Annotated in this window: 25 protein-coding genes; 17 read left to right on the forward strand and 8 right to left on the reverse strand. The window is 40.8% G+C overall.

Going from position 1 to position 19,974, the window contains the following annotated elements; all coding sequences use genetic code 11:
• The first annotated feature begins 62 nt into the window (after window positions 1-62).
• Both cysS and J8L97_RS13040 read left to right on the forward strand, forming a co-directional pair.
• A complete protein-coding gene (gene cysS / locus J8L97_RS13035; RefSeq protein ID WP_211050274.1) occupies window positions 63-1,442 on the forward strand; it encodes a cysteine--tRNA ligase in 1,380 nt (459 codons plus the stop codon).
• 306 nt (window positions 1,443-1,748) lie between these two features.
• Window positions 1,749-2,204, forward strand: coding sequence for a hypothetical protein (locus J8L97_RS13040; protein WP_192508083.1), 456 nt, complete (start codon window positions 1,749-1,751; stop codon window positions 2,202-2,204).
• A 61-nt stretch (window positions 2,205-2,265) separates the two neighbouring features.
• Here J8L97_RS13040 and J8L97_RS13045 read toward each other — a convergent pair whose 3' ends face one another.
• The 4 genes from J8L97_RS13045 to J8L97_RS13060 form a co-directional block, all read right to left on the reverse strand.
• The gene (locus J8L97_RS13045; RefSeq protein WP_211050275.1) at window positions 2,266-3,096 is read right to left on the reverse strand and encodes a mechanosensitive ion channel family protein; all 831 of its coding nucleotides are present in this window, start codon (window positions 3,094-3,096) and stop codon (window positions 2,266-2,268) included.
• A 24-nt stretch (window positions 3,097-3,120) separates the two neighbouring features.
• Window positions 3,121-3,822 (reverse strand): LrgB family protein, encoded by a 702-nt coding sequence (locus J8L97_RS13050; protein WP_211050276.1) that lies wholly within the window; start codon window positions 3,820-3,822, stop codon window positions 3,121-3,123.
• Window positions 3,815-4,102 carry a CidA/LrgA family protein gene (locus tag J8L97_RS24075; protein WP_409455163.1) on the reverse strand — a complete coding sequence of 96 codons (288 nt, stop codon included), beginning with the start codon at window positions 4,100-4,102 and terminating at the stop codon, window positions 3,815-3,817. The genes J8L97_RS13050 and J8L97_RS24075 overlap by 8 nt, the downstream gene beginning before the upstream one ends.
• Window positions 4,103-4,243: 141 nt before the next feature.
• Window positions 4,244-5,035, reverse strand: a complete 792-nt coding sequence (locus tag J8L97_RS13060; protein WP_211050290.1) for a crotonase/enoyl-CoA hydratase family protein — start codon at window positions 5,033-5,035, stop codon at window positions 4,244-4,246.
• Window positions 5,036-5,198: 163 nt separating this feature from the next.
• Between J8L97_RS13060 and J8L97_RS13065 the strand changes: the two genes are divergently transcribed.
• From J8L97_RS13065 to J8L97_RS13075, 3 genes are read left to right on the forward strand one after another with little or no spacing between them, the layout of a single operon-like run.
• On the forward strand, window positions 5,199-5,531 hold the full coding sequence (locus J8L97_RS13065; RefSeq protein WP_247682546.1) for an HI1450 family dsDNA-mimic protein: 333 nt from the start codon (window positions 5,199-5,201) through the stop codon (window positions 5,529-5,531).
• A 30-nt stretch (window positions 5,532-5,561) separates the two neighbouring features.
• Window positions 5,562-6,386: a DUF481 domain-containing protein gene (locus J8L97_RS13070; protein ID WP_211050278.1), complete on the forward strand. Its 825-nt coding sequence runs from the start codon at window positions 5,562-5,564 to the stop codon at window positions 6,384-6,386.
• A gap of 11 nt (window positions 6,387-6,397) precedes the next feature.
• Entirely contained in the window at window positions 6,398-6,916 is a 519-nt protein-coding gene (locus tag J8L97_RS13075) for a hypothetical protein (RefSeq protein WP_211050279.1), read from the forward strand.
• A gap of 60 nt (window positions 6,917-6,976) precedes the next feature.
• Here the strand turns inward: J8L97_RS13075 and J8L97_RS13080 are convergent, their stop codons facing one another.
• Complete coding sequence (locus J8L97_RS13080) at window positions 6,977-7,462, reverse strand: peptidylprolyl isomerase (RefSeq protein WP_210996750.1); 486 nt, start codon at window positions 7,460-7,462, stop codon at window positions 6,977-6,979.
• 12 nt (window positions 7,463-7,474) lie between these two features.
• Complete coding sequence (locus J8L97_RS13085; RefSeq protein ID WP_211050280.1) at window positions 7,475-8,389, reverse strand: folate-binding protein YgfZ; 915 nt, start codon at window positions 8,387-8,389, stop codon at window positions 7,475-7,477.
• A 196-nt stretch (window positions 8,390-8,585) separates the two neighbouring features.
• On the opposite strand from J8L97_RS13085, the gene J8L97_RS13090 reads away from it, so the two are divergent.
• Window positions 8,586-8,837: a succinate dehydrogenase assembly factor 2 gene (locus J8L97_RS13090; RefSeq protein ID WP_192508075.1), complete on the forward strand. Its 252-nt coding sequence runs from the start codon at window positions 8,586-8,588 to the stop codon at window positions 8,835-8,837.
• A 40-nt stretch (window positions 8,838-8,877) separates the two neighbouring features.
• Window positions 8,878-9,234: a protein YgfX gene (locus J8L97_RS24080; RefSeq protein WP_409455164.1), complete on the forward strand. Its 357-nt coding sequence runs from the start codon at window positions 8,878-8,880 to the stop codon at window positions 9,232-9,234.
• Here the strand turns inward: J8L97_RS24080 and nadB are convergent.
• The gene (gene nadB / locus J8L97_RS13095; protein ID WP_192508074.1) at window positions 9,231-10,823 is read right to left on the reverse strand and encodes an L-aspartate oxidase; all 1,593 of its coding nucleotides are present in this window, start codon (window positions 10,821-10,823) and stop codon (window positions 9,231-9,233) included. The genes J8L97_RS24080 and nadB overlap by 4 nt on opposite strands.
• A 254-nt stretch (window positions 10,824-11,077) precedes the next feature.
• Here nadB and rpoE point away from each other — a divergent pair, with 254 nt between their 5' ends.
• From rpoE to pdxJ, 10 genes are read left to right on the forward strand one after another with little or no spacing between them, the layout of a single operon-like run.
• On the forward strand, window positions 11,078-11,659 hold the full coding sequence (rpoE, locus tag J8L97_RS13100; RefSeq protein ID WP_192508073.1) for an RNA polymerase sigma factor RpoE: 582 nt from the start codon (window positions 11,078-11,080) through the stop codon (window positions 11,657-11,659).
• 1 nt (window position 11,660) lies between these two features.
• On the forward strand, window positions 11,661-12,266 hold the full coding sequence (locus J8L97_RS13105) for a sigma-E factor negative regulatory protein (protein ID WP_210996748.1): 606 nt from the start codon (window positions 11,661-11,663) through the stop codon (window positions 12,264-12,266).
• 4 nt (window positions 12,267-12,270) lie between these two features.
• Entirely contained in the window at window positions 12,271-13,221 is a 951-nt protein-coding gene (locus J8L97_RS13110) for a MucB/RseB C-terminal domain-containing protein (RefSeq protein ID WP_192508071.1), read from the forward strand.
• Window positions 13,218-13,676: a SoxR reducing system RseC family protein gene (locus J8L97_RS13115; protein ID WP_211050282.1), complete on the forward strand. Its 459-nt coding sequence runs from the start codon at window positions 13,218-13,220 to the stop codon at window positions 13,674-13,676. Before J8L97_RS13110 ends, J8L97_RS13115 begins: the two co-directional genes overlap by 4 nt.
• Before the next feature lie 58 nt (window positions 13,677-13,734).
• Window positions 13,735-15,522 (forward strand): translation elongation factor 4, encoded by a 1,788-nt coding sequence (gene lepA / locus J8L97_RS13120; RefSeq protein WP_192508069.1) that lies wholly within the window; start codon window positions 13,735-13,737, stop codon window positions 15,520-15,522.
• A gap of 13 nt (window positions 15,523-15,535) precedes the next feature.
• Window positions 15,536-16,471: a signal peptidase I gene (gene lepB, locus J8L97_RS13125; protein ID WP_211050284.1), complete on the forward strand. Its 936-nt coding sequence runs from the start codon at window positions 15,536-15,538 to the stop codon at window positions 16,469-16,471.
• Window positions 16,472-16,473: 2 nt separating this feature from the next.
• Window positions 16,474-17,151, forward strand: coding sequence for a ribonuclease III (gene rnc, locus J8L97_RS13130; RefSeq protein ID WP_192508067.1), 678 nt, complete (start codon window positions 16,474-16,476; stop codon window positions 17,149-17,151).
• On the forward strand, window positions 17,141-18,040 hold the full coding sequence (gene era / locus J8L97_RS13135) for a GTPase Era (RefSeq protein WP_192508066.1): 900 nt from the start codon (window positions 17,141-17,143) through the stop codon (window positions 18,038-18,040). The genes rnc and era overlap by 11 nt, the downstream gene beginning before the upstream one ends.
• Window positions 18,041-18,730, forward strand: a complete 690-nt coding sequence (gene recO / locus J8L97_RS13140) for a DNA repair protein RecO (protein WP_211050286.1) — start codon at window positions 18,041-18,043, stop codon at window positions 18,728-18,730.
• 4 nt (window positions 18,731-18,734) lie between these two features.
• Window positions 18,735-19,469, forward strand: a complete 735-nt coding sequence (gene pdxJ / locus J8L97_RS13145; protein WP_211050288.1) for a pyridoxine 5'-phosphate synthase — start codon at window positions 18,735-18,737, stop codon at window positions 19,467-19,469.
• A gap of 92 nt (window positions 19,470-19,561) precedes the next feature.
• Here pdxJ and J8L97_RS13150 read toward each other — a convergent pair.
• Window positions 19,562-19,974: catalase-related domain-containing protein (locus J8L97_RS13150; RefSeq protein ID WP_282098528.1), on the reverse strand; the 413-nt coding region annotated here is incomplete at its 5' end.

Raw genomic sequence — 19,974 nt, forward strand, 5'->3', positions numbered from 1 at the left:
CGGCGGCAGAGCAAGTGTTATCATTGTTGTTCATGTCTACTTTTGTTTAGGAATAACGCTACATGTTGCAGATATACAATACACTTACACGCCAAAAGGCGCCGTTTAAACCATTAGTCGAAGGTAAAGTCGACATGTACGTGTGTGGTATTACGATTTATGATTTCTGCCATGTGGGGCATGCGCGCACTTATGTCTCGTTCGATGTTATGAACCGGTATTTACGTCATTTGGGTTACCAAGTTACTTATGTACGAAATATCACAGATGTTGACGATAAAATAATAAAAAGAGCAGCTGAAAATAACGAAGAAATTAATGAATTAACGGTTCGAATGACTAAAGCGATGCATGAGGATTTTGCTGCATTGAACATTTTACCTGCGGATATAGAACCGACAGTGACTGGTCATATGGATGAAATCATTGAAATGATTGAACGTCTAGTCGCGAAAGGCCATGCCTATATTGCCAATAGTGGTGATGTGTTGTTTGACGTGTCTACATTTGAGCAATATGGGCAGTTATCTCAACAAGATTTAGAAATGTTGCAGGCGGGAGCCCGGGTAGAGGTTGCTCATGATAAAGATGATCCATTGGACTTTGTACTGTGGAAAAAGGCTAAAGCAGATGAGCCATCATGGTCATCCCCTTGGGGTGATGGTCGTCCAGGTTGGCACATAGAATGTAGTGCTATGAGCTCGAAACACTTAGGTGAATTCTTTGACATTCATGGAGGTGGCTCTGATTTACAGTTTCCTCATCACGAAAATGAAATTGCACAATCATGCTGTGCGAACAACGGTCGCTATGTAAATACGTGGATCCATACAGGTATGGTGCAGGTAAACAAAGAGAAAATGTCTAAGTCTTTAGGGAATTTTTTTACTGTGCGAGAGGTTCTTAAAAAGTATGATCGTGAAACAGTACGTTACTTTTTAATTAATGGGCAATACCGAAGTCAATTAAATTACTCTCAAGAAAACCTTGACCAAGCACGCGCCTCGTTAGAACGTATTTATACCGCTTTACGCGGCATCGAAACAATCGCAGTGGAACTAGCAGAGAACACCTACGTTAAACGTTTCGAATCGGCAATGAACGATGACTTTAATACACCAGAAGCTTTACCTGTGATTTTTGAATTAGCAAAAGAAATTAATGTGCTAAGAGAGAAAGATGTAAAAGCAGCAGGAGAGCATGCATATGTGCTTGTAAAGTTAGGTGAGATATTAGGTATTGCGCAGCAAGCGCCTGAAGCATTCTTGCAAGGTGAGCAAGATAATGATGAAGTTGCAAAGATTGAAGGGTTGATCGTTGCTCGAAATGAAGCTCGGGCAAATAAAGACTGGGCAGCTGCTGATGCGGCACGAGATGCACTCACTGAGCTTGGGGTTGTGCTTGAAGACAGTGCAGGAAAGACCACTTGGCGTAAAGCATAAGATACGTATTGCGCATACAAGGTCTGTAATGACCGATGACAGTTCATGCTTAAAAGCACGATTTTTTATCGTGCTTTTTTGTTTTTAAAATAACATTATTTCTCTAAAACAATTCGCCCTGGTACTTTTGTGTAAAAGCGTATATTGCTATTTTTCTGAAGCTCTTTGTCTTGAAAATCAGTGGTTCGTCGAAAAACCTAGTAAATTATCGTATTTAGTGTTAAATATTTACATATGATAGAAATCTTGCACTAATTAAAAGTAGAATTATAGTTAAATAAGTGTGATTTATTCCGGTGGCGAGCCATGGTAGATAACTATGTAAGTACTGAGTTAGATAATATCGGCATATTTGTCGATAAAATGAACGTGGGTCTTAGGCACTTCAATAGCAGTATTTTTACATTTCGGTCAGTACCGGGGTTGCCTCTTGATGTGCAATGCTTTGCTCGAAAGAAAGATCCGTTTTCTCAGAGCGAGACTTGGCTTGTGTGCAAAGAAATATCCGAAGATCAATTGTCTAGTAGTGACCAAGTTCACGTTGAGCTCTCTGTTCCGAGTAGTGAGTTTGTGCAAACTTTACAGAGTAAAGGTCACAGTGCATTGACTATGTATATAGTGACGCGTCGAGGACAGCTTATGTCATTCTTTTTAGATGACGGTGAAGCTGCAACGGGGTATTTGAGTTCACAAGAGGCGATGAGCAGAATGATGTCAGATCTTTGTGCTGCACGGGCATTGATCTCAACAGTAATTTATTAGTAGATTTAAGTGTTACCCAACCACATAAAAGGCACTGAAAGGTGCCTTTTTTCTATTCTATTTAGTCATCACTTTTATTGATCGTAACAACTCTTTGTGGAAAAGGAATATCAATATTTGCTGCTTTAATATCATTGTAAATGAGCTGGTTAATCGCGAGTTTAGACTCAATAATTTGAGTGGTAGGTACCCAATAACGATAACTGATAATTATTGCGCTATCACCGAATCGTTCGATCCCAATTTGGGGTGCTGGGTTATTTGTCACATTTGAATGGGCACCAAGTACTTGGTTAATGACTTTAATTGCCGTGTTTGGGCAAGCACTATAGGCAATACCAATGTCACCTTTCACTAATGAATATTTAAATGTGTTATGGAGGATTTCTCCAATAATATGTTTATTTGGAATGGTAATTTCAACTTGGTCTTCATTTACCAAGATTGTATGGCCGAGCTCGATTACTTTAACAAGTCCACTAACTCCTTTAACTGAAATTGTATCTCCGACAATAAAAGGTCGGGTAGCAATGATGGCAAGCCCAGAGCCGTAGTTTGATAGCATGCCTTGCAGAGCTAAGCCAGCCCCTAAAGATGCCGCACCAATGGCTGCTACAAATGGGGTTACACTGATCCCAAGTTTACCCAGTGCAATGATCACGAACATAATGATGAGCAGTACTTTTACAACATTACTGATAAAGTTAGTTAAGGTTACATCCATCTTATGGCGCAGCATGAGCTGTTCTACCATTTTAGATAGTCGGTTAGAAAGCCATAAGCCAACTACTAAGATGACAATTGCACCAACAACTTGCATGCTATAGTTGATGAGATAGTCTCGAATTAAATTAAAGTAATGTTCAAATTGCTGTATTTCTTGCTCAATCATAGTGCGAAGTCCTAGAGGTATATTTCACGCGAATAATAAAGTGAATTTAGTTAACCATTTATACAGTATAGGTACCCAAAAGGCTGTGATTAATGCGCTTATAGTCATTGCGGCAGACGCAAAGACGCCAGCTTGTGGGTGATATTCTATTGCGGTGGCAGTGCCAATAGCATGGCATGATACACCAAGCGCAACCCCTTTGGCTTGAGGTTTATCAATTGCGAGAAATGATAAGATATTTAGGCCGAATACGCCTCCAAAAACACCGATAAGTATGACCATGATAGCTGCGACTGCCGGCAGTCCATTTAAACTTTCAGTGACAATGAGGCTAATAGGTGTTGTGACTGAAAGCGCTGCTAATGACGCTGTAAGGTTTGGTGAAGCATTGAACCCCAAGCATAGGAAGTACGCGCCTACAGTGGCTACACTGACGCCCGTAAAGCTACTTGAAATAAGTAATAGCAGCGACTTTTTAACTATTCTAAACTGCATATAAATTGGATATGCCAGAGACACTACCGCCAATTCTAAGAAAAAGTTAATAGGCATAGTTGCGGCTTTGTAATCTATGTACCGTATATCTAATGCCAATAATATCGTACTTGAAATACAAATAGTAGTAAGAACAGGGTTGAGCAAAGGGGTGGGAATACGTTTATAGAGCGCGCGGCAGAGGGAGAAAAGTGCAATGGTGAGCCCGCTTATTAGTAAGAGGTTATTCACGATAATGCCCTTTGTTAGCGATATACCCAGAGATAAATAGGCCAAGACATGGGATTGCGATTAAAATATATAGTAATAATAGTAAATTGCTTGAAAAGAGGGGGATGTATTGAATAATTCCTACTCCGGCTGGGACAAAAAACAACGCCATGTACTTTAAAATAGGTATCACGGCAGGAGAAAGGAGCATAGGTTTTATTAACTTTACAGACAGCAAGAGCAGTAAAATTAGCATGCCTAATAACGGTCCAGGAATTGTCAATTGGAAAATATGGATCACACCTTTCGCACTGTACAAACAAATAATAAGGAGCAATAACGCAAAGCAGGTTTGAAGAATACGTTTTATCAAAATAGGTCTATCTGCCTCTAAAGTAATGACACCATAATATGTACTAGAGCGTTTGGCAATGAGACTCTTTTACCATTTACTTCTCGGGATATACGGCTTTATTTCTTCCTTTGCTGCGTTTTGCATTGCAATGCGGGTGTTTTTATTTATTAATAAACGCAATTGGGACCAGGTTTCTAGGGAGAGAACTAGTCGTCGATTTGCTGAGTAGGCGCAATTGTTCACTTTTTTTATTGCGGCAAGTGCGTCTGGTGAGCACAATAATAGAGAATCTAATAATGCGGTGACTGCACCAGCTGTATGTGTATGTATTTCACTGATCAGGCCATACTCTTTGGCATTTGATGCACTAATAGGTTGAGCTTGTGACGTGATACGCCATAGTATGTCCTGATTAATAAGGCCTGGTAATAAAAAACCACTGCCCATATCAGGGCACAACCCCCATTTTGCTTCCATGATAGCCAGTTGAGCACACGGATCCGCTATGCGATAGTCGGCACCAAGGGCGATATGCAGGCCTGCGCCAAAGCAGTTGCCATTTATAACAGCAATGACGGGTATAGGGAGGTCTTTCCACGCTAAAGTGACACGTTGCACAAGGTTGGCACTGCCTGGTAGCCATTTGAATAAGAGTTTGAAAATTGCAGCTGGTTTATTTACTACAGACTTAACATCTAAGCCAGAGCAAAAGTGACCGCCAGCTCCGGATAAAACCACGGCTCTGACTGTTTTATCTTTTTTGAGGTCTTTAATGATTTTATCAAGTTCTATAAACATTGATAAGTTGAGCGCGTTTTGTTTCTTAGGACGGTTGAGCGTTACCCAAGCAATGTTATTTTTGATTTCTAGTGTAATCATCATTTTCTTCCATAAAACGGTAAACCTTACAACCAAATTAGAGTGTAAACTCTATCTCGAGTAAATTCATCAAAGAAATTTGATAATTTAACGGATCTAGATAGCCAACAAATTTATGACTTTGCTATGATAGCGCTATAGCTTAAATAAAGAGATTGCCATTATGTCTGCTCGCCTTTCTAGCGTAGAAGAGATCACCCATCAAGCGTATGATATTTTTTTACAGTTAGCACCAGAGAATTTATCGGAACAAGATATTCAGCAATTTAACGAGCATCACGGAGAGTATGGTTTCATTGAGGATAGTGAGCCAGATGATGATTGGCAGCAGTTTGTTTCTTTGGAAATTGAACCGGAGCACTTTATTCAAGTTATTATCGGAATTGAATATGAAGATGGCGATGAAGTTTTTGCACGTATCTTAATTAGCCGTGATATGGATGCTCCATTTTGTCATGTATTATGGAAGCAAGAGAAAGTGCAATTAGAACAGTAAAATAACAGAGTGAAGTAGAAAATCAGTATTGTGTCATACATCAAATTAGCAGGTTACGCTTATCTAACTGCATGTAGTTTTCAGTCTTGGGCAGTCGACCCATTTGAAGAGTTTCATCAGTACGGAGAGTTATCCGACGAAGAAATACATAAGTTGCATCAAGGTGAAGTGTTGTACGGAGATATCGAGTTTGGCTTGATAGCCAATAAAGGTAACACACGAAGTACAGCGTTTAAGTTAAAAAGTAATGTGTATCAGGATTTTAAAAATTGGCGCAATCACTTCAAACTCGATGGCCTGTATAAAGAAGAAACAGATTCAGATACAGATAAATCGGATGTATCTGCTTCACGCTATTATATTTCCGCGCAAGGGAACTATAAAATTGGACGTGATAATGAGTCTTTGTTTATCTATGGCGATTACAATAATGATAAGTTTAATGGCAAAGCATATACAGGGACTGTAGCACTGGGGTATGGCAACCGGATATTCCAAGGTACCAAAAATACCGTCGACTTCGATATCGGACCTGGATTATATTTATCTAAAACAGCTCATGATGTGGTGCTTGAACCCGACGTAGACCGAACTCAGCACGGGCAATTGCTGAGGGTGTCATTGCAATGGGAAAGAACAGTATCTAAGCAGACTCGATTTAACCATGATCTTAGTATTGAAAAGTCATTATCAGGATTAAATAGCAGAGTCTTTAGTGAGACGGCCTTGGTGAGCCAAGTAATGGGGGGGGTGTCATTAAAAGTGTCTTATACCTATAGATATAACTCCCAGCCTGAAGAAAACAAACAAAAAGTAGATACCGAATTAGGTGTTACTTTGGTTTATAGCTTTTAATAGGAGTAAAGATGTACCAACATACACAATTAGCATGGACTATCTGGGGAATTGTCGCCTGGATTGCAAGCTTTTTAGCGATGGCAATCGTGCTGATGGGTAACAATGCAGCTATCTTACTTTTCGCAGGCGTTTTGTTGTTAGTGGCAGTGGTGTTCTACGGTTTAACAATTAAAGTAGACCAAAAAGCGCAACAGCTATCGTGGTGGTTTGGACCTGGGGTTGCGAAGAAATCATTAAACTTTGACGAAATATCGTCTATAAAAGCGGTAACGAATACGTTTCGCCATGGTGTTGGTATGAGGATCACCAATGATGGTTGGGTGTATTCTGTTTCAGGCTTTCGTGCAGTTGAAATAACACTGAATGATGGAATGAAGTATCGGTTGGGAACGAATGATCAGGCTGCACTCATAGATACGATGCAAGATAAAGTAATTATCGAGCCAAAACTGAGTGAAGAAGGAGCGACCGATGAGATTGAAACTCAGTTGAAAAAACGCAAAAAAGATGCGTTTGATATGAATTAGCTACTCATTGCTAATGTGTTTAAAACGCGCACCTGGGTGGTGAGCGTTTTAAATTAAAGCTTAGTGATCGTGACCACACCCACCATCGCCATGGACGTGGCCATGACTTAGTTCATCTTCAGTCGCATCACGCACTTCTAAAATTTCTACGTCAAAATGTAGAGTAATCCCTGAAAGAGGATGATTTCCATCAACGATGACTTCTTCATCTTGAATATCAATGATCATAACCATTTGATCACCGTCATCAGTCGATGCTCTAAACTGCATACCGACCTCAATTTCCATACCATCAAACATTGATTTAGGTACCGCTTGCATTAGGTCATCATATCGCTCACCATAGCCTTGCTCAGGCTCAACGGTCACACTTAAGGTATCACCAGCTACTTTGTCTATGATTGCATCTTCTAAGCCTGGAATTAAGTAGCCTGTACCTATGATAAACAATAATGGCTCACCATCAAATGAATTATCAATTGTGTTTTTGTCATTATCCAGTACTGAATAATGCATTTTCACTACTTTGTTTGGTGCGATTTTCATAATATTTCCCGTCTATTTGTCATCTTCTAGAGAATATGGCAGAGGTAAAATTGACATAGATACCTCTGGCGAGTGCTTAGCACGTAATGTCGATGTGACATCAGTGTCATTAGGTAGTACAGCTAAAGCACTATATTTTTGTGTTTTGGAATTATAAACTTGATTGATAATTTTTCCTGCTCGACGCCAGTTTTCACCTAACTGTATTTCCACATCAGTTTCACTGAGCGCTTTGTCATTGGAGCCTTGTAGAATATACATAGCACGTTTGTTTTTACCTAAGTAACGCATGCGCGCTACCGTTTCCTGGCCGGTATAACACCCTTTTTTAAAGCTTATTCCACCAATTGCTTGCAAGTTAATCATTTGTGGGACGAACTCTTCAACCATTCCATCACTTAACTGCGGCTCACCCGCAATAATCGTTGCCTCTGTAAAGGCATGGTGCTCATCACTTAATGTGATTTCAGCAGGTAAATTGAAATCTTCATCAACGTAAAGCACGATACGGTTTTCATCCAAACGCAGTGCTTTTTGATTGGCGAACTCACATGCATTTGAGTTTGCGAAGTTTAAGCCGAGTAATTCACATGTTTTAGTTTCGTTGTCAGTTAATATCCCTATGATATTTGGAGAGGCTAAATGATGAATATCCACTTGCGCGAACACACCATATTTTTTTAGCTCTCGTGCTGATGCCGCAACTTCACTTTCAGAGCCCATCATAAAAAAATGATCATTAAATTTAAATACTCTGAATGCGCCCCAAAGCTTGCCCTTAGGACTACAGTGGCCTGCCCACATAAATTGTTCATCAGTGATTAGATTCATATCTTGCGTTAACTGGCCATGCAAATAACTTAGTTGCTCTTGACCTGAAATAGAAATCAGCTGATATGGCAACTGAAAAGCGCGAGTGAGCGACATAATATAGATCCCTATAAATTGAGTTTTTTAATAATAACGCATATCCAGAGTGTCATAAATGGATGGTGATGATTTAACAACAGATATGAGAGTTTTATTTGGTGATTTAAAGTAAAGCGGTGTATTTCTACACATATTCTAAGATATAATCTTAAACTTAAGAAGGTGATAAGAAATTAAAATTTAGGGGTGAATAATGGCTGAGCTTTTTTCTAAATCTCGCACAAAGTGGGCTTGTCGTCGGGGTATGTTAGAGCTTGATGTTTTACTTGGGCCATTTGTTGACGAAGCGTATGATGCATTGTCAGAACATCAAAAGTTGGTATTTCAACGATTACTTGAAATGGAAGACCCGGACTTGTTTGCTTGGTTTATGGGCCATGAACAATGTCCTGATGCAGAGCTAAATACCATGGTGCAATTAATTCTTGGCAGAGTCCGCGTATAGATTTGAAGTAAAAAATAATGTATTAGACCATCGAACAATCGTGGTCTTTTTTGCATGTCTAAGTTTTCTATTCATTTTGTTATTCCCAACGGTTGTGGTGATAATCAGCAATATATTATGTTGTATATTGGGGTGTGTGATCAGTATCAATACACTGGAAAAGAAATTCATTACATCAGGCGTGATAAACCTCAGTATTTCAAAAAACTATATTAGTTGGCAAACCGGTGAACAGGTTATAGAAGGCAAAGTTAGCCGGGCGAAGTTGTACTTAAATGTACTTGTTTTGGAAGTGAATAACTTTGACCATTCTCAACAGTTGTGCGTTATACAGTCTGCGTTGACGACACAATCGTGGAGACGATTGTGTCGTGTAAGTTTAAACTGTTCAAGCTAAGGTGTTAAAATGGTTGGTTCTGGGTTACTGCTTTGGTCTGGGTAATCCAATGTATAATGCAAGCCTCTGCTCTCTTTACGTTCTAGTGCACTGCGAATAATTAACTCCGCAACCTGAACTAAATTCCTAAGCTCTAATAAGTTATTGCTGACTCTAAAATTAGCATAATACTCGTGGATCTCTTGATTAAGTAACTCAACCCTGCGCAATGCTCTTTCAAGTCGTTTAGTTGAACGAACGATACCAACATAGTCCCACATGAACAAACGTAACTCATGCCAATTATGCGTAATCACCACTTCTTCATCTGAGTTACTTACTCTACTTTCGTCCCATTCAGGCAGCATAGGAGGGGCGGGCATAGTGTTAAGTTTAAGTAAAATATCTTTGGCAGCGGCATGAGCAAATACAATACATTCGAGTAGGGAATTACTCGCCATACGATTGGCGCCGTGGAGACCTGTATAGGCGACCTCTCCAACCGCATATAAATTACTTAAATCAGTACTGCCATTGAAGTCGGTGATTACACCACCACAAGTGTAGTGTGCTGCAGGTACTACGGGGATTGCATCCTTGGTTATATCTAACCCAACACTTAAACATTTGGCATATATCGTCGGGAAATGCTCAATGATAAAGTCTTTATCTTTATGAGAGATATCTAGGTAAACACAATTCGCACCAAGACGTTTCATTTCATAATCAATCGCGCGTGCAACGACATCCCGTGGTGCAAGTTCTTCTCGTTCGTCAAAATCGGGCATAAACCGAGTACCGTCAGGACGCTTCAATAGCGCTCCTTCACCGCGCATGGCCTCAGTAATAAGAAAGTTTTGTAGCTCTGGGTGATATAAACTGGTTGGGTGGAATTGATTAAACTCCATATTGGCAACTCGACATCCTGCACGCCATGCCATAGCAATACCATCCCCACTCGATACGTCAGGGTTTGAAGTGTATAAATATACTTTGCTAGCTCCGCCTGTTGCTAACGCCACAAACTTTGCTGAAATGGTTTCTACTTGTTCGGCAATACGATTGTAGACATAAATACCATCGATCTGTTTCTTATTATTTTTGTTCGGAATTAAGTCAATGGCATTGAATTGTTCACATACAGTGATATTTGCATGACTTAATACTTGACTGACTAATGTGGTTTGCACAGCTTTACCGGTCGCATCGGCGGTGTGCAATATACGACGGTGACTGTGGCCTCCTTCCCGTGTTAAGTGAAAGCGTTCTTTGCCTTTACTGTCAAATTCCATGTCAAATGGCACACCTTGCTCAATAAGCCACTTTAAGCAATTTTTAGCATTACTAGCAGTATAATGAACCGCTTCTCGGTCGCATAATCCCGCTCCTGCGGCCAGCGTGTCATCTACGTGGGATTCAATGCTGTCATTTTTTTTATCGAATACTGCGGCTATTCCACCTTGAGCATAGAGTGTTGAACCTTCTTTTAGCGCACCTTTGCTGACAACGGTTACGTGGCAGTGGTTTGCTAAAGATAGAGCTAAGCTTAAACCGGCAGCACCGCTGCCAATAACAACTACGTCAGTGTGATGGTGTTTTATTTGTTTCATGATCTTCGCTTTTTCTATGCGTTTCATTCAGCTATATGTACATATCTGCTATGATACAACTAACTTGACGTCAATACTGAATATTTTTATTAGCATTTAGTGCTGATATATACGTCTAGACGTGTAATTTGGACTTATTTTAAAAAAAATATAAAAAAAACAGAACTTTTTATTTATAACTTAGTCAGAGTAGCTGTGATTAATGGCAATAGTGATTAAGTGATAAATTATAACAATGAGGAGTACCGGCTCGAATGAGCGAGCAGGATTTGGATTTAGAACTGGTTAAGCGGGTTCAGCAAGGAGATAAAAACGCCTTCAACCTTTTAGTTGCCAAGTATCAGAATAAAGTAGCGGCTTTGATCTCTCGTTATGTGTCGAATCATGGCGATGTGGCGGATGTTGCACAAGAAGCATTTATTAAGGCTTATCGTGCATTGCCGAACTTTCGGGGAGATAGTGCATTTTATACGTGGTTATATCGTATAGCTGTTAATTGCTCGAAAAATTACTTGGTATCTCAAGGGCGAAAGCCGCCAGCCAATGATGTCGATGCAGAAGAAGCCGAGTTTTATGACGGCGCAGAGCAACTTCGCTCTAATGCATCACCAGAGAATTTGTTGTTAAGTGAAGAGGTTAAATCAGTGATATATCAAACTATCGATGGTTTGCCTGATGACTTGAAAACCGCTATCACCTTGCGAGAAATCGAAGGGATGAGTTATGAAGAAATTGCGGTGATTATGGATTGTCCAGTAGGGACAGTGCGTTCTCGCATTTTCAGAGCTCGAGAAGCGATAGACAATAATTTAAACCCATTAATAGGTGAATCCTAACATGACAAAAGCTAACCACACTGCATCGCGTCAAGAAGTAGCGTCTCGAGTGCTAGATGGTGACTTACCGTCGAATGAGCTATCAGTGGCACAACTTGATACTGAAAAGTTTGTTCGCTATGCCCAGATTGGGGATGTAATGCGTGAACGCCAGGGTGGGCTCAACATTGATATTACTGCAAGCGTGGCTGCAGCGTTAGAGAGTGAGCCATGCCATAGTGTTCCAGTGGGGTCGCAGGTTGATGTTCAAGATAATGGGACAAAAGTAATTAAGTTAAGCGCTTGGCAAAAGCCGCTATCACAAATGGCTATTGCTGCGAGTGTCGCGCTTGTTGCTATTGTCGGAGTGAATACAATGCCGCAGCCAAGTGGTGAAAATACAGATAACTTACCTGTATTCCAATCAACCCCATTGGCAGGTGGAGTGTCTCCAGTGAGTTTCTCTTCAGAGCAACCTGCTTTGGAAAGCGCCGAAAAAGGCTTGCGTGAGCTACAACAGCAGCGTATAGGTGCTCTCGTTTTAGAACATCAAAGACAATCAAGAGTAGCGTACTCTTTGCAAAAGCAGATACAGCGAGCAGATGAACAGCCAGAGGAAAAGAAGTAATTAAATGAGATTAATTGGCTGTATTTTAGGTTTATTTTTTACATTTATTGCAAACGCTAATGATGTAACGACAGCAGAGCAGCTTTTACACAATATGGCAAAAGCTGTTCATACTAGGAACTTTAACGCATCATTCGTTGTTTCTAAGGGGAAGGGGATGGAACCTTATCGTTGGATACACGCAAAACAAGGTGATACAGAACTTGAACTATTAAGCTTACTGAATGGTGCTGGCTTAGAAATGGTAAGAGTGAATGACCGTGTAACTTACTTTGAACCCCAGTCGCCTCCGTACTCGATAAGTACAGACTCAATCGCGGGGCCTATTCCGGAAGTTTTATTTAAAGATATTTCTTCTTTACTAGAAAATTATGATTTTGTGCTGGGCGGTAAAGGACGAGTTGCTGGCAGGCCTTCACAGTTGGTACGAATAGAGTCAAAAGATGAGAGTAAATATAATTATTGGTTATGGATTGACACACAATCGTCATTACTTTTGAAAGCGGCTTATGTAAACCAACAAGGTGACCTTTTAGAGCAGTTGTTATTAACTCACATAAGTGTCACTCCTGAGCCATCATCTCAACTTCTTGAGCTACAACAGAAAGAATTTCCAGCACCATTACCAATGCAAACTGTCAATGAGCAAGGTAGCACAACGAGCAATTGGGTAATTGGATGGTTACCTCAGGGGTTTAAGTTACTTAAATCAGACAGACATAAATTGGATTTAAATAACGAATTGGCCGATTACTACTTATACTCTGATGGTTTAGTTGATATTTCGGTGTTTGTGCAGCGGCCATTACCAGGACAACGCGCTAGTGGTGCGCTCTCTTCAGGCGCGACCACAGTATATGTGCATAACTCAGGTGCTTTTGATGTATCAGTTGTAGGTAATATCCCTGCGTTGACAGCAAAGAGCATTGCAGAGTCGGTACAACGACCTTTATGATTGAACAGACTCTACAGGTGGTGTCAGTTGATGGCACTACCGCATATTTACAAGCTGAGCAAAAGCCAGCTTGTGCCGGCTGCAATGGTAAATGTGGCTCTCAAATATTTAGTAAACTGTTTGGTACTCACAGCAAAACCTTTCCAATTGAACTTGAACATGTCGTAGAAGTCGGTCAACAGATACGTCTGTCATTAGATGATAGACATATTGTGCGCAATGCTTTTTTTGTATATATGTTTCCATTGTTGGGGGCATTTTTTGCTTTGTTTATCAGCGCAGTCGGTTTTAGCTTACCTGAACCTTGGCAAATATTTTGTGCTGTGATAGGTGGGTTTTTAGGCTTTTTAATTGCTAAACAGCAAGTTAAACGCTTGAAGCATGAAGTTCGATTGGTGAAAGTTTATCCAATTAGTATTCCTCTGACGCAAATAGATGGTGATTGCGGCAAATAAAAGGTAAAATCTCGGCTTTATTATAAACCATGACTTACAGAAGTTTAGAATCCAGTATATGAAGCATATCCGTAACTTTTCTATCATCGCCCACATCGACCACGGCAAATCAACGCTTTCAGACCGTTTGATCCATGTCTGCGGTGGCCTTACTGACCGTGAAATGCAACAGCAAGTGCTGGATTCGATGGACATCGAACGTGAGCGCGGCATTACCATTAAAGCGCAGAGTGTAACGTTAAATTACACCGCGAAAGATGGTGAAACTTACATGTTGAATTTTATCGACACACCAGGACACGTAGATTTTACTTATGAAGTGTCTCGTTCTTTAGCTGCTTGTGAAGGTGCTTTACTTGTAGTTGATGCTGGGCAGGGGGTCGAAGCACAAACGTTGGCAAACTGTTACACCGCCATCGAAATGGATTTGGAAGTCATTCCAATTCTGAATAAAATTGATTTACCGCAAGCAGATCCTTTACGTGTTGCTGAGGAAATTGAAGACATTGTTGGTATCGACGCATTAGATGCGGTGCAATGTAGCGCTAAAACAGGCATCGGTATTGATGATGTACTGGAAAACATTGTACGAGATGTACCGCCACCGGAAGGTGATCCGGAAGCGCCGTTACAAGCATTAATTATCGACTCTTGGTTTGACCCGTATCAAGGGGTTGTATCATTGGTACGTATTAAACACGGTGAATTGCGTAAAGGCGATAAAATAAAAATAATGTCGACGGATCAAACGCATATTGCGGATCATGTTGGTATTTTTACACCAAAGCAAACGAATACCGGTATTTTAAAAACAGGTGAAGTGGGCTTTGTTATTGCGGGTATTAAAGACATTCATGGTGCGCCTGTGGGTGACACGATTACATTATCGCAAAATTCAGCGGTTGAGCGTTTACCCGGTTTCCAGCGAGTTAAGCCTCAGGTTTATGCGGGTATGTTCCCAATAGCTTCAGATGATTATGAAGCATTCCGTGACGCCTTAAATAAATTAAGTCTGAATGACGCATCGTTATTCTTTGAACCTGAAAGTTCAACAGCACTGGGTTTTGGTTTTCGAGTCGGTTTCCTTGGCATGCTCCATATGGAAATCATCCAAGAACGACTAGAGCGTGAATATGATATGGATCTAATCACGTCTGCGCCAACAGTAATTTATGAAATAGTAACAAAGGATGGTACTATTCAAATTGATAACCCGTCTGACTTACCTGCAGTGAACGACATTATTGAAATGCGTGAACCAATGGTTGAAGCAAATATCCTAGTACCGCAAGAGTACTTAGGTAATGTTATTACACTGTGTGTAGAAAAGCGTGGTTCGCAAACAAAGATGGCATACCACGGAAAACAAGTTGCAGTAACTTATGAGTTGCCTATGGCTGAAGTGGTGATGGACTTCTTTGATAAGTTGAAATCAACCAGCCGCGGTTTTGCTTCACTAGATTATAACTTTAAACGCTTCCAAGTATCAGACATGGTAAGAGTAGATATACTTATTAACGGTGATAGAGTTGATGCGTTGGCTATTATTGTCCATCGCGATGGCGCGCAATCAAGAGGCCGCCAACTTGCCGAGGCACTTAAAGAACTGATCCCACGGCAAATGTTTGATATAGCAATTCAGGCGGCAATTGGTGCTCATGTTATAGCAAGAACAACCGTGAAACAGTTACGTAAGAATGTAATTGCAAAATGTTACGGTGGTGACGTGAGTCGTAAGAAGAAGTTACTTCAAAAACAAAAAGATGGTAAAAAACGCATGAAACAGTTAGGTAATGTAGAAGTGCCTCAAGATGCATTTTTAGCCATATTAAAAGTAGGCAAATAACAGGAATTTTTAGATGGCTGGCTATTTTTCAGTATTATTGGTGTTAATTACGCTAGGTTCAGGCCTTATTTGGTTGTTGGACCACTTATTATATGCACCGAAAAGAAAAGAGCGTATCGCGCTTGCACAAGGGAGCAGTGGCACACTTTTAGAAGATGATGTAATCGCTGAGATAGCACCTGAACCTGCAATTGTTGAAGGGGCAAAGTCGATTTTCCCAATGATTGCCGCCATCACAATTTTCCGGTCGTTTATTTTTGAACCATTTCAGATCCCATCAGGGTCAATGATGCCAACGCTACTAGATGGTGACTTTATTCTAGTACAAAAGTTTGCGTATGGTATTAAAGATCCAGTTTGGCGTTCTCAACTTGTTGAAGTAGGCGAGCCAGAGCGGGGGGATGTAACGGTGTTTAAGTTTCCTCTGGACGAGCGTATTGATTTCATCAAACGTATAATTGGTTTACCAGGGGATCGTATCGTTTATCGTAATCGACAGTTATACATTCAGCCAAAGTGTCAAGAGGGGCAAACTCAACAAGGCAATTTGGTGTGTGGCGAGTATAATAAGATTAAGTTAGACATTGTAAATCGTGATGAATATAAGCAAGGCTCAATGCAACTGGTACGTTTGACAGAAGATTTACCAGGTGTACAGCATGATATACTCATTAACCCACAAGCATTGGAATTAACTGAACGTTATTACCAGCAGCAGGGCACCCGAAAAGATGAATGGGTAGTACCTGAAGACAGCTACTTTGCAATGGGTGACAATCGCAATAATAGTCAAGACAGCCGTATGTGGGGCTTTGTACCTAAGGCAAACTTAGTCGGTAAAGCCGTATTTATTTGGATGAGTTTTGAATTTGATAATGGCCCAGATAGCCTATTACCAGGCTGGGTTCCAACTGGTGTTCGTTTTGAACGCCTAGGTAATATTCAGTAGCAATGAAAAGAAACGTAGCAGAATTATACAGTAAGATAGGATATCAATTTAATAACGAAGCATTGCTTGAGCAAGCTATGACGCACCGAAGTCATAAAGGCCAGCACAATGAGCGCTTAGAGTTTTTGGGCGACTCAATTTTAAGTTTCGTTATCGCTAATGCCCTATATGAGCAATTCCCAAAAGCGCGTGAAGGCGATTTAAGTCGGATGCGTTCAACTTTGGTTCGAGGTCAAACCTTGGCTGAATTTGGTGTGGAATTTAACTTAGGGGATTACTTAAGGTTAGGTCCTGGGGAATTAAAAAGTGGAGGGTTTCGTCGTGAATCAACACTTGCCGATGCAGTTGAAGCAATTATAGGCGCTGTATTTTTAGATTCAGATATTAATAAATGCAGTGACCTTATCTTGCATTGGTATCAGTCTCGGTTAGATGCCATCTCTCCAGGCCATAACCAAAAAGATCCAAAAACTTTATTGCAAGAATATTTGCAGGCACGCAAACTTCCGTTGCCAGGCTATACGGTTATCGATACAAAAGGTCAAGCACATAATCAAACATTCACGGTAGAATGTATTGTTGAAGGAATGGATAGTATTATTTCAATCGGTAGCTCACGTCGAAAGGCGGAGCAAAAAGCTGCCGAAAAAGCATTGAAGATCATAAAAAATGACGCCTAATACGCACTGTGGCATGATAGCCATCGTTGGTCGCCCAAATGTTGGCAAATCAACACTCTTGAATCAAATTGTTGAGCAAAAAGTGAGTATTACATCACGTAAGCCACAAACCACTCGCCACCGTATAATGGGTATTCACACAGAAGACAATTATCAAGCTGTCTATGTTGATACACCAGGGCTTCATATTGAAGAGAAGCGTGCTATAAACCGTTTAATGAACCGTGCAGCATCAAGTTCTATCGGTGACGTTGAGCTAATTATCTTTGTTCTAGAAGGTACGCTTTGGAATGCTGATGATGAGATGGTCTTAACCAAAGTCATGGGCAGTGGTCGGCCTGTTTTAGTGGTAATGAACAAAGTTGACCAAGTAAAAGATCATGAACTTGTTTTACCGCATATGCAATGGTTGAGTGAGCAGGGGAACTTCGCCGGTATTATCCCTGTTTCTGCGAAACAAGGCAAAAACATTGATATGGTAAAAGAAGAAGTGCGTAAGCGTTTACCTGAATCTGAGTTTTACTTTCCTGAGGATTATGTAACCGACCGCTCAATGCGTTTCTTGTCAGCTGAAATTGTGCGTGAAAAGCTGATGCGCTTTATGGGAGATGAGTTACCTTACTCAGTGACTGTTGAAATTGAACAGTTTAAATGGCAAGACAATGGCGTGTGGCAAATTAATGCGTTGATCTTAGTTGAACGTGAAACCCAAAAGCGTATGGTGATAGGTAACAAAGGCGAAAAGCTTAAAGTTATTGGCCGTGAAGCGCGCAAAGATCTGGAAGATATGCTTGATAACAAAGTCTTTTTAGAGCTTTGGGTTAAAGTGAAGTCTGGCTGGGCTGATGATGAGCGTGCTCTGCGTAGTTTAGGTTACGGAGAAGAATGATTGCATAGCGACTTTCGGCAAGCGTATTTATTGCATCGACGTCCCTATAGTGACTCTCAATTGATGCTCAATATGCTTGTTGAAGGCATTGGTCACCTCACTATGCTTGCTCGTATCAAGGGTAAGCAATCATTGAAGCATAATGCCCACCTACAACCCTTCGGGTTACTCCTTTGTCAATATGCCGGGCGATATGATCTAAAGTACCTTAATAAGTTTGAACTGGCCTCAGAACCTTTGCAGTTATCGGGTAAACTATTGTATTGTGGCTTTTATTTAAATGAACTGACCTATCGTGCAATACCGTGCAATGAACCATTAGAGCAAGTTTTTGAATTGTATCAAACCCACTTAACATTGTTGGCTAAGTGTGATGATATTGAGCCTATTTTACGAAGTTATGAATTTCAATTGCTGAGTATGTTAGGGTTTGGTTTAGAATTTGATTATGATGCACATGGTGAACCTGTGAGTGCGAATTACTCGTATCAATATGTTGCCGAGCTTGGGTTCATTCGCACTGATCAGCCTCAACTGGGTTTTTCAGGTGCTGTGCTATTGGCTATGGCGGAACATGATTTTGCTAAGCAAGCAGTACGCCAGCCAGCAAAACACTTGAGCCGATATTTATTAAAACCGCTTTTAGGACATAAAGCCTTAAAAAGCCGAGAACTTTTTATATCAAGGTAGAACAATGAGAGATATTTTATTAGGTGTTAATGTTGACCACATTGCGACATTACGCCAAGCGCGTGGTACCCGTTACCCTGATCCAGCTCATGCGGCTTCTGTTGCCGAGCACGCTGGTGCGGATGGGATCACGATTCATTTGCGTGAAGACCGTCGTCATATTCAAGACCGAGATGTTTATGTTATGGCGCAAACCATCCAAACTCGTATGAATCTTGAAATCGCGGTCACTGATGAAATGATTGATATTGCATTGGAAGTAAAGCCGGCTTATGTCTGCTTAGTACCAGAAAAACGGGAAGAGCTAACAACGGAAGGTGGTTTAGATGTAGTGAGTAACGTCGAAAGAATCACAAGTGCAGTAGGACAGCTTGCAAAGGCTGGTATTAAAGTGTCTTTGTTCATTGATGCGGATAATGCACAAATTGATGCAGCGAAACAAACAGGTGCGCCGTATGTAGAGATCCATACAGGCGCGTACGCTGATGCTGAAACAGATGCTGAGCAACAAATTGAACTAGAACGAATTCGTCAGGGTGTTCAATATGCAGATAAGCAAGGTATTATTGTCAATGCCGGACATGGTTTACACTATCATAATGTTAAACCGATAGCCCAAATGCCAGAAATATATGAACTTAATATAGGTCATGCCATCATTGCTAGAGCCTCGGTTGATGGGCTTGAAAAAGCCATAAGAGACATGAAACGTCTGATGATTGAAGCGCGACAAGCGTGATCAATTTTTTATTTATTTGCGACAAAGCCGACATTATGTCGGTTTTGTCGCAAATAAAAGCTGGCGAAAGCCACTTTGGTTACAATTAAAAATTAATCCTGAGCTGCTAAAGCGGTCTTAACGGCAAGCATATATTGTTCATCAGCTTTGGCAAACTGTGTAAGCATTCGTTGCTGAATATCTTCATTAGCCAAGCTTAACCCTCCCGCAATGTTGTCCGCTAGTTCTCGTCGCTGTACGGGGCTCATTAAGCGAAATAAATCACCCGCCTGCGTATAGTAATCTTCGTGATCTTGGTCATGTGGTTTGACCCATGCATTTTTTGCTAATGGCATTGGTGGTTCTGCGACTGTCGGATCAGGGCTCGGGGCGCCAGCATCAATTCTGTCGTTGGGGTAGAAGTTGACGCTGTTATTACCGCTGTTTGTGGGATCAGAAAATGGGCAGACCCCTGCGAACGCACCGTCACGTTGGTAATTATGGACAGGGCACTTTGGCGCATTAA

It is taken from the genome of Pseudoalteromonas sp. MMG012, assembly GCF_018100875.1.
In the GTDB taxonomy this organism is placed as follows: domain Bacteria; phylum Pseudomonadota; class Gammaproteobacteria; order Enterobacterales; family Alteromonadaceae; genus Pseudoalteromonas; species Pseudoalteromonas aurantia.

Excerpts from the sequence above, each read along its gene's own strand:
- cysS (WP_211050274.1), top strand. The coding sequence starts at position 63 with ATGTTGCAGATATACAATACACTTACACGCCAAAAGGCGCCGTTTAAA.
- nadB (WP_192508074.1), bottom strand. The coding sequence starts at position 10,823 with ATGAAACAAATAAAACACCATCACACTGACGTAGTTGTTATTGGCAGC.
- pdxJ (WP_211050288.1), top strand. The coding sequence starts at position 18,735 with ATGAGAGATATTTTATTAGGTGTTAATGTTGACCACATTGCGACATTA.
- J8L97_RS13040 (WP_192508083.1), top strand. The coding sequence starts at position 1,749 with ATGGTAGATAACTATGTAAGTACTGAGTTAGATAATATCGGCATATTT.
- J8L97_RS13110 (WP_192508071.1), top strand. The coding sequence starts at position 12,271 with ATGAGATTAATTGGCTGTATTTTAGGTTTATTTTTTACATTTATTGCA.
- J8L97_RS13075 (WP_211050279.1), top strand. The coding sequence starts at position 6,398 with ATGTACCAACATACACAATTAGCATGGACTATCTGGGGAATTGTCGCC.
- J8L97_RS13080 (WP_210996750.1), bottom strand. The coding sequence starts at position 7,462 with ATGAAAATCGCACCAAACAAAGTAGTGAAAATGCATTATTCAGTACTG.
- J8L97_RS13045 (WP_211050275.1), bottom strand. The coding sequence starts at position 3,096 with ATGATTGAGCAAGAAATACAGCAATTTGAACATTACTTTAATTTAATT.
- rnc (WP_192508067.1), top strand. The coding sequence starts at position 16,474 with ATGAAAAGAAACGTAGCAGAATTATACAGTAAGATAGGATATCAATTT.
- J8L97_RS13105 (WP_210996748.1), top strand. The coding sequence starts at position 11,661 with ATGACAAAAGCTAACCACACTGCATCGCGTCAAGAAGTAGCGTCTCGA.
- J8L97_RS13085 (WP_211050280.1), bottom strand. The coding sequence starts at position 8,389 with ATGTCGCTCACTCGCGCTTTTCAGTTGCCATATCAGCTGATTTCTATT.
- lepB (WP_211050284.1), top strand. The coding sequence starts at position 15,536 with ATGGCTGGCTATTTTTCAGTATTATTGGTGTTAATTACGCTAGGTTCA.
- J8L97_RS13060 (WP_211050290.1), bottom strand. The coding sequence starts at position 5,035 with ATGATTACACTAGAAATCAAAAATAACATTGCTTGGGTAACGCTCAAC.
- J8L97_RS13090 (WP_192508075.1), top strand. The coding sequence starts at position 8,586 with ATGGCTGAGCTTTTTTCTAAATCTCGCACAAAGTGGGCTTGTCGTCGG.
- lepA (WP_192508069.1), top strand. The coding sequence starts at position 13,735 with ATGAAGCATATCCGTAACTTTTCTATCATCGCCCACATCGACCACGGC.
- J8L97_RS13115 (WP_211050282.1), top strand. The coding sequence starts at position 13,218 with ATGATTGAACAGACTCTACAGGTGGTGTCAGTTGATGGCACTACCGCA.
- era (WP_192508066.1), top strand. The coding sequence starts at position 17,141 with ATGACGCCTAATACGCACTGTGGCATGATAGCCATCGTTGGTCGCCCA.
- rpoE (WP_192508073.1), top strand. The coding sequence starts at position 11,078 with ATGAGCGAGCAGGATTTGGATTTAGAACTGGTTAAGCGGGTTCAGCAA.
- J8L97_RS13065 (WP_247682546.1), top strand. The coding sequence starts at position 5,199 with ATGTCTGCTCGCCTTTCTAGCGTAGAAGAGATCACCCATCAAGCGTAT.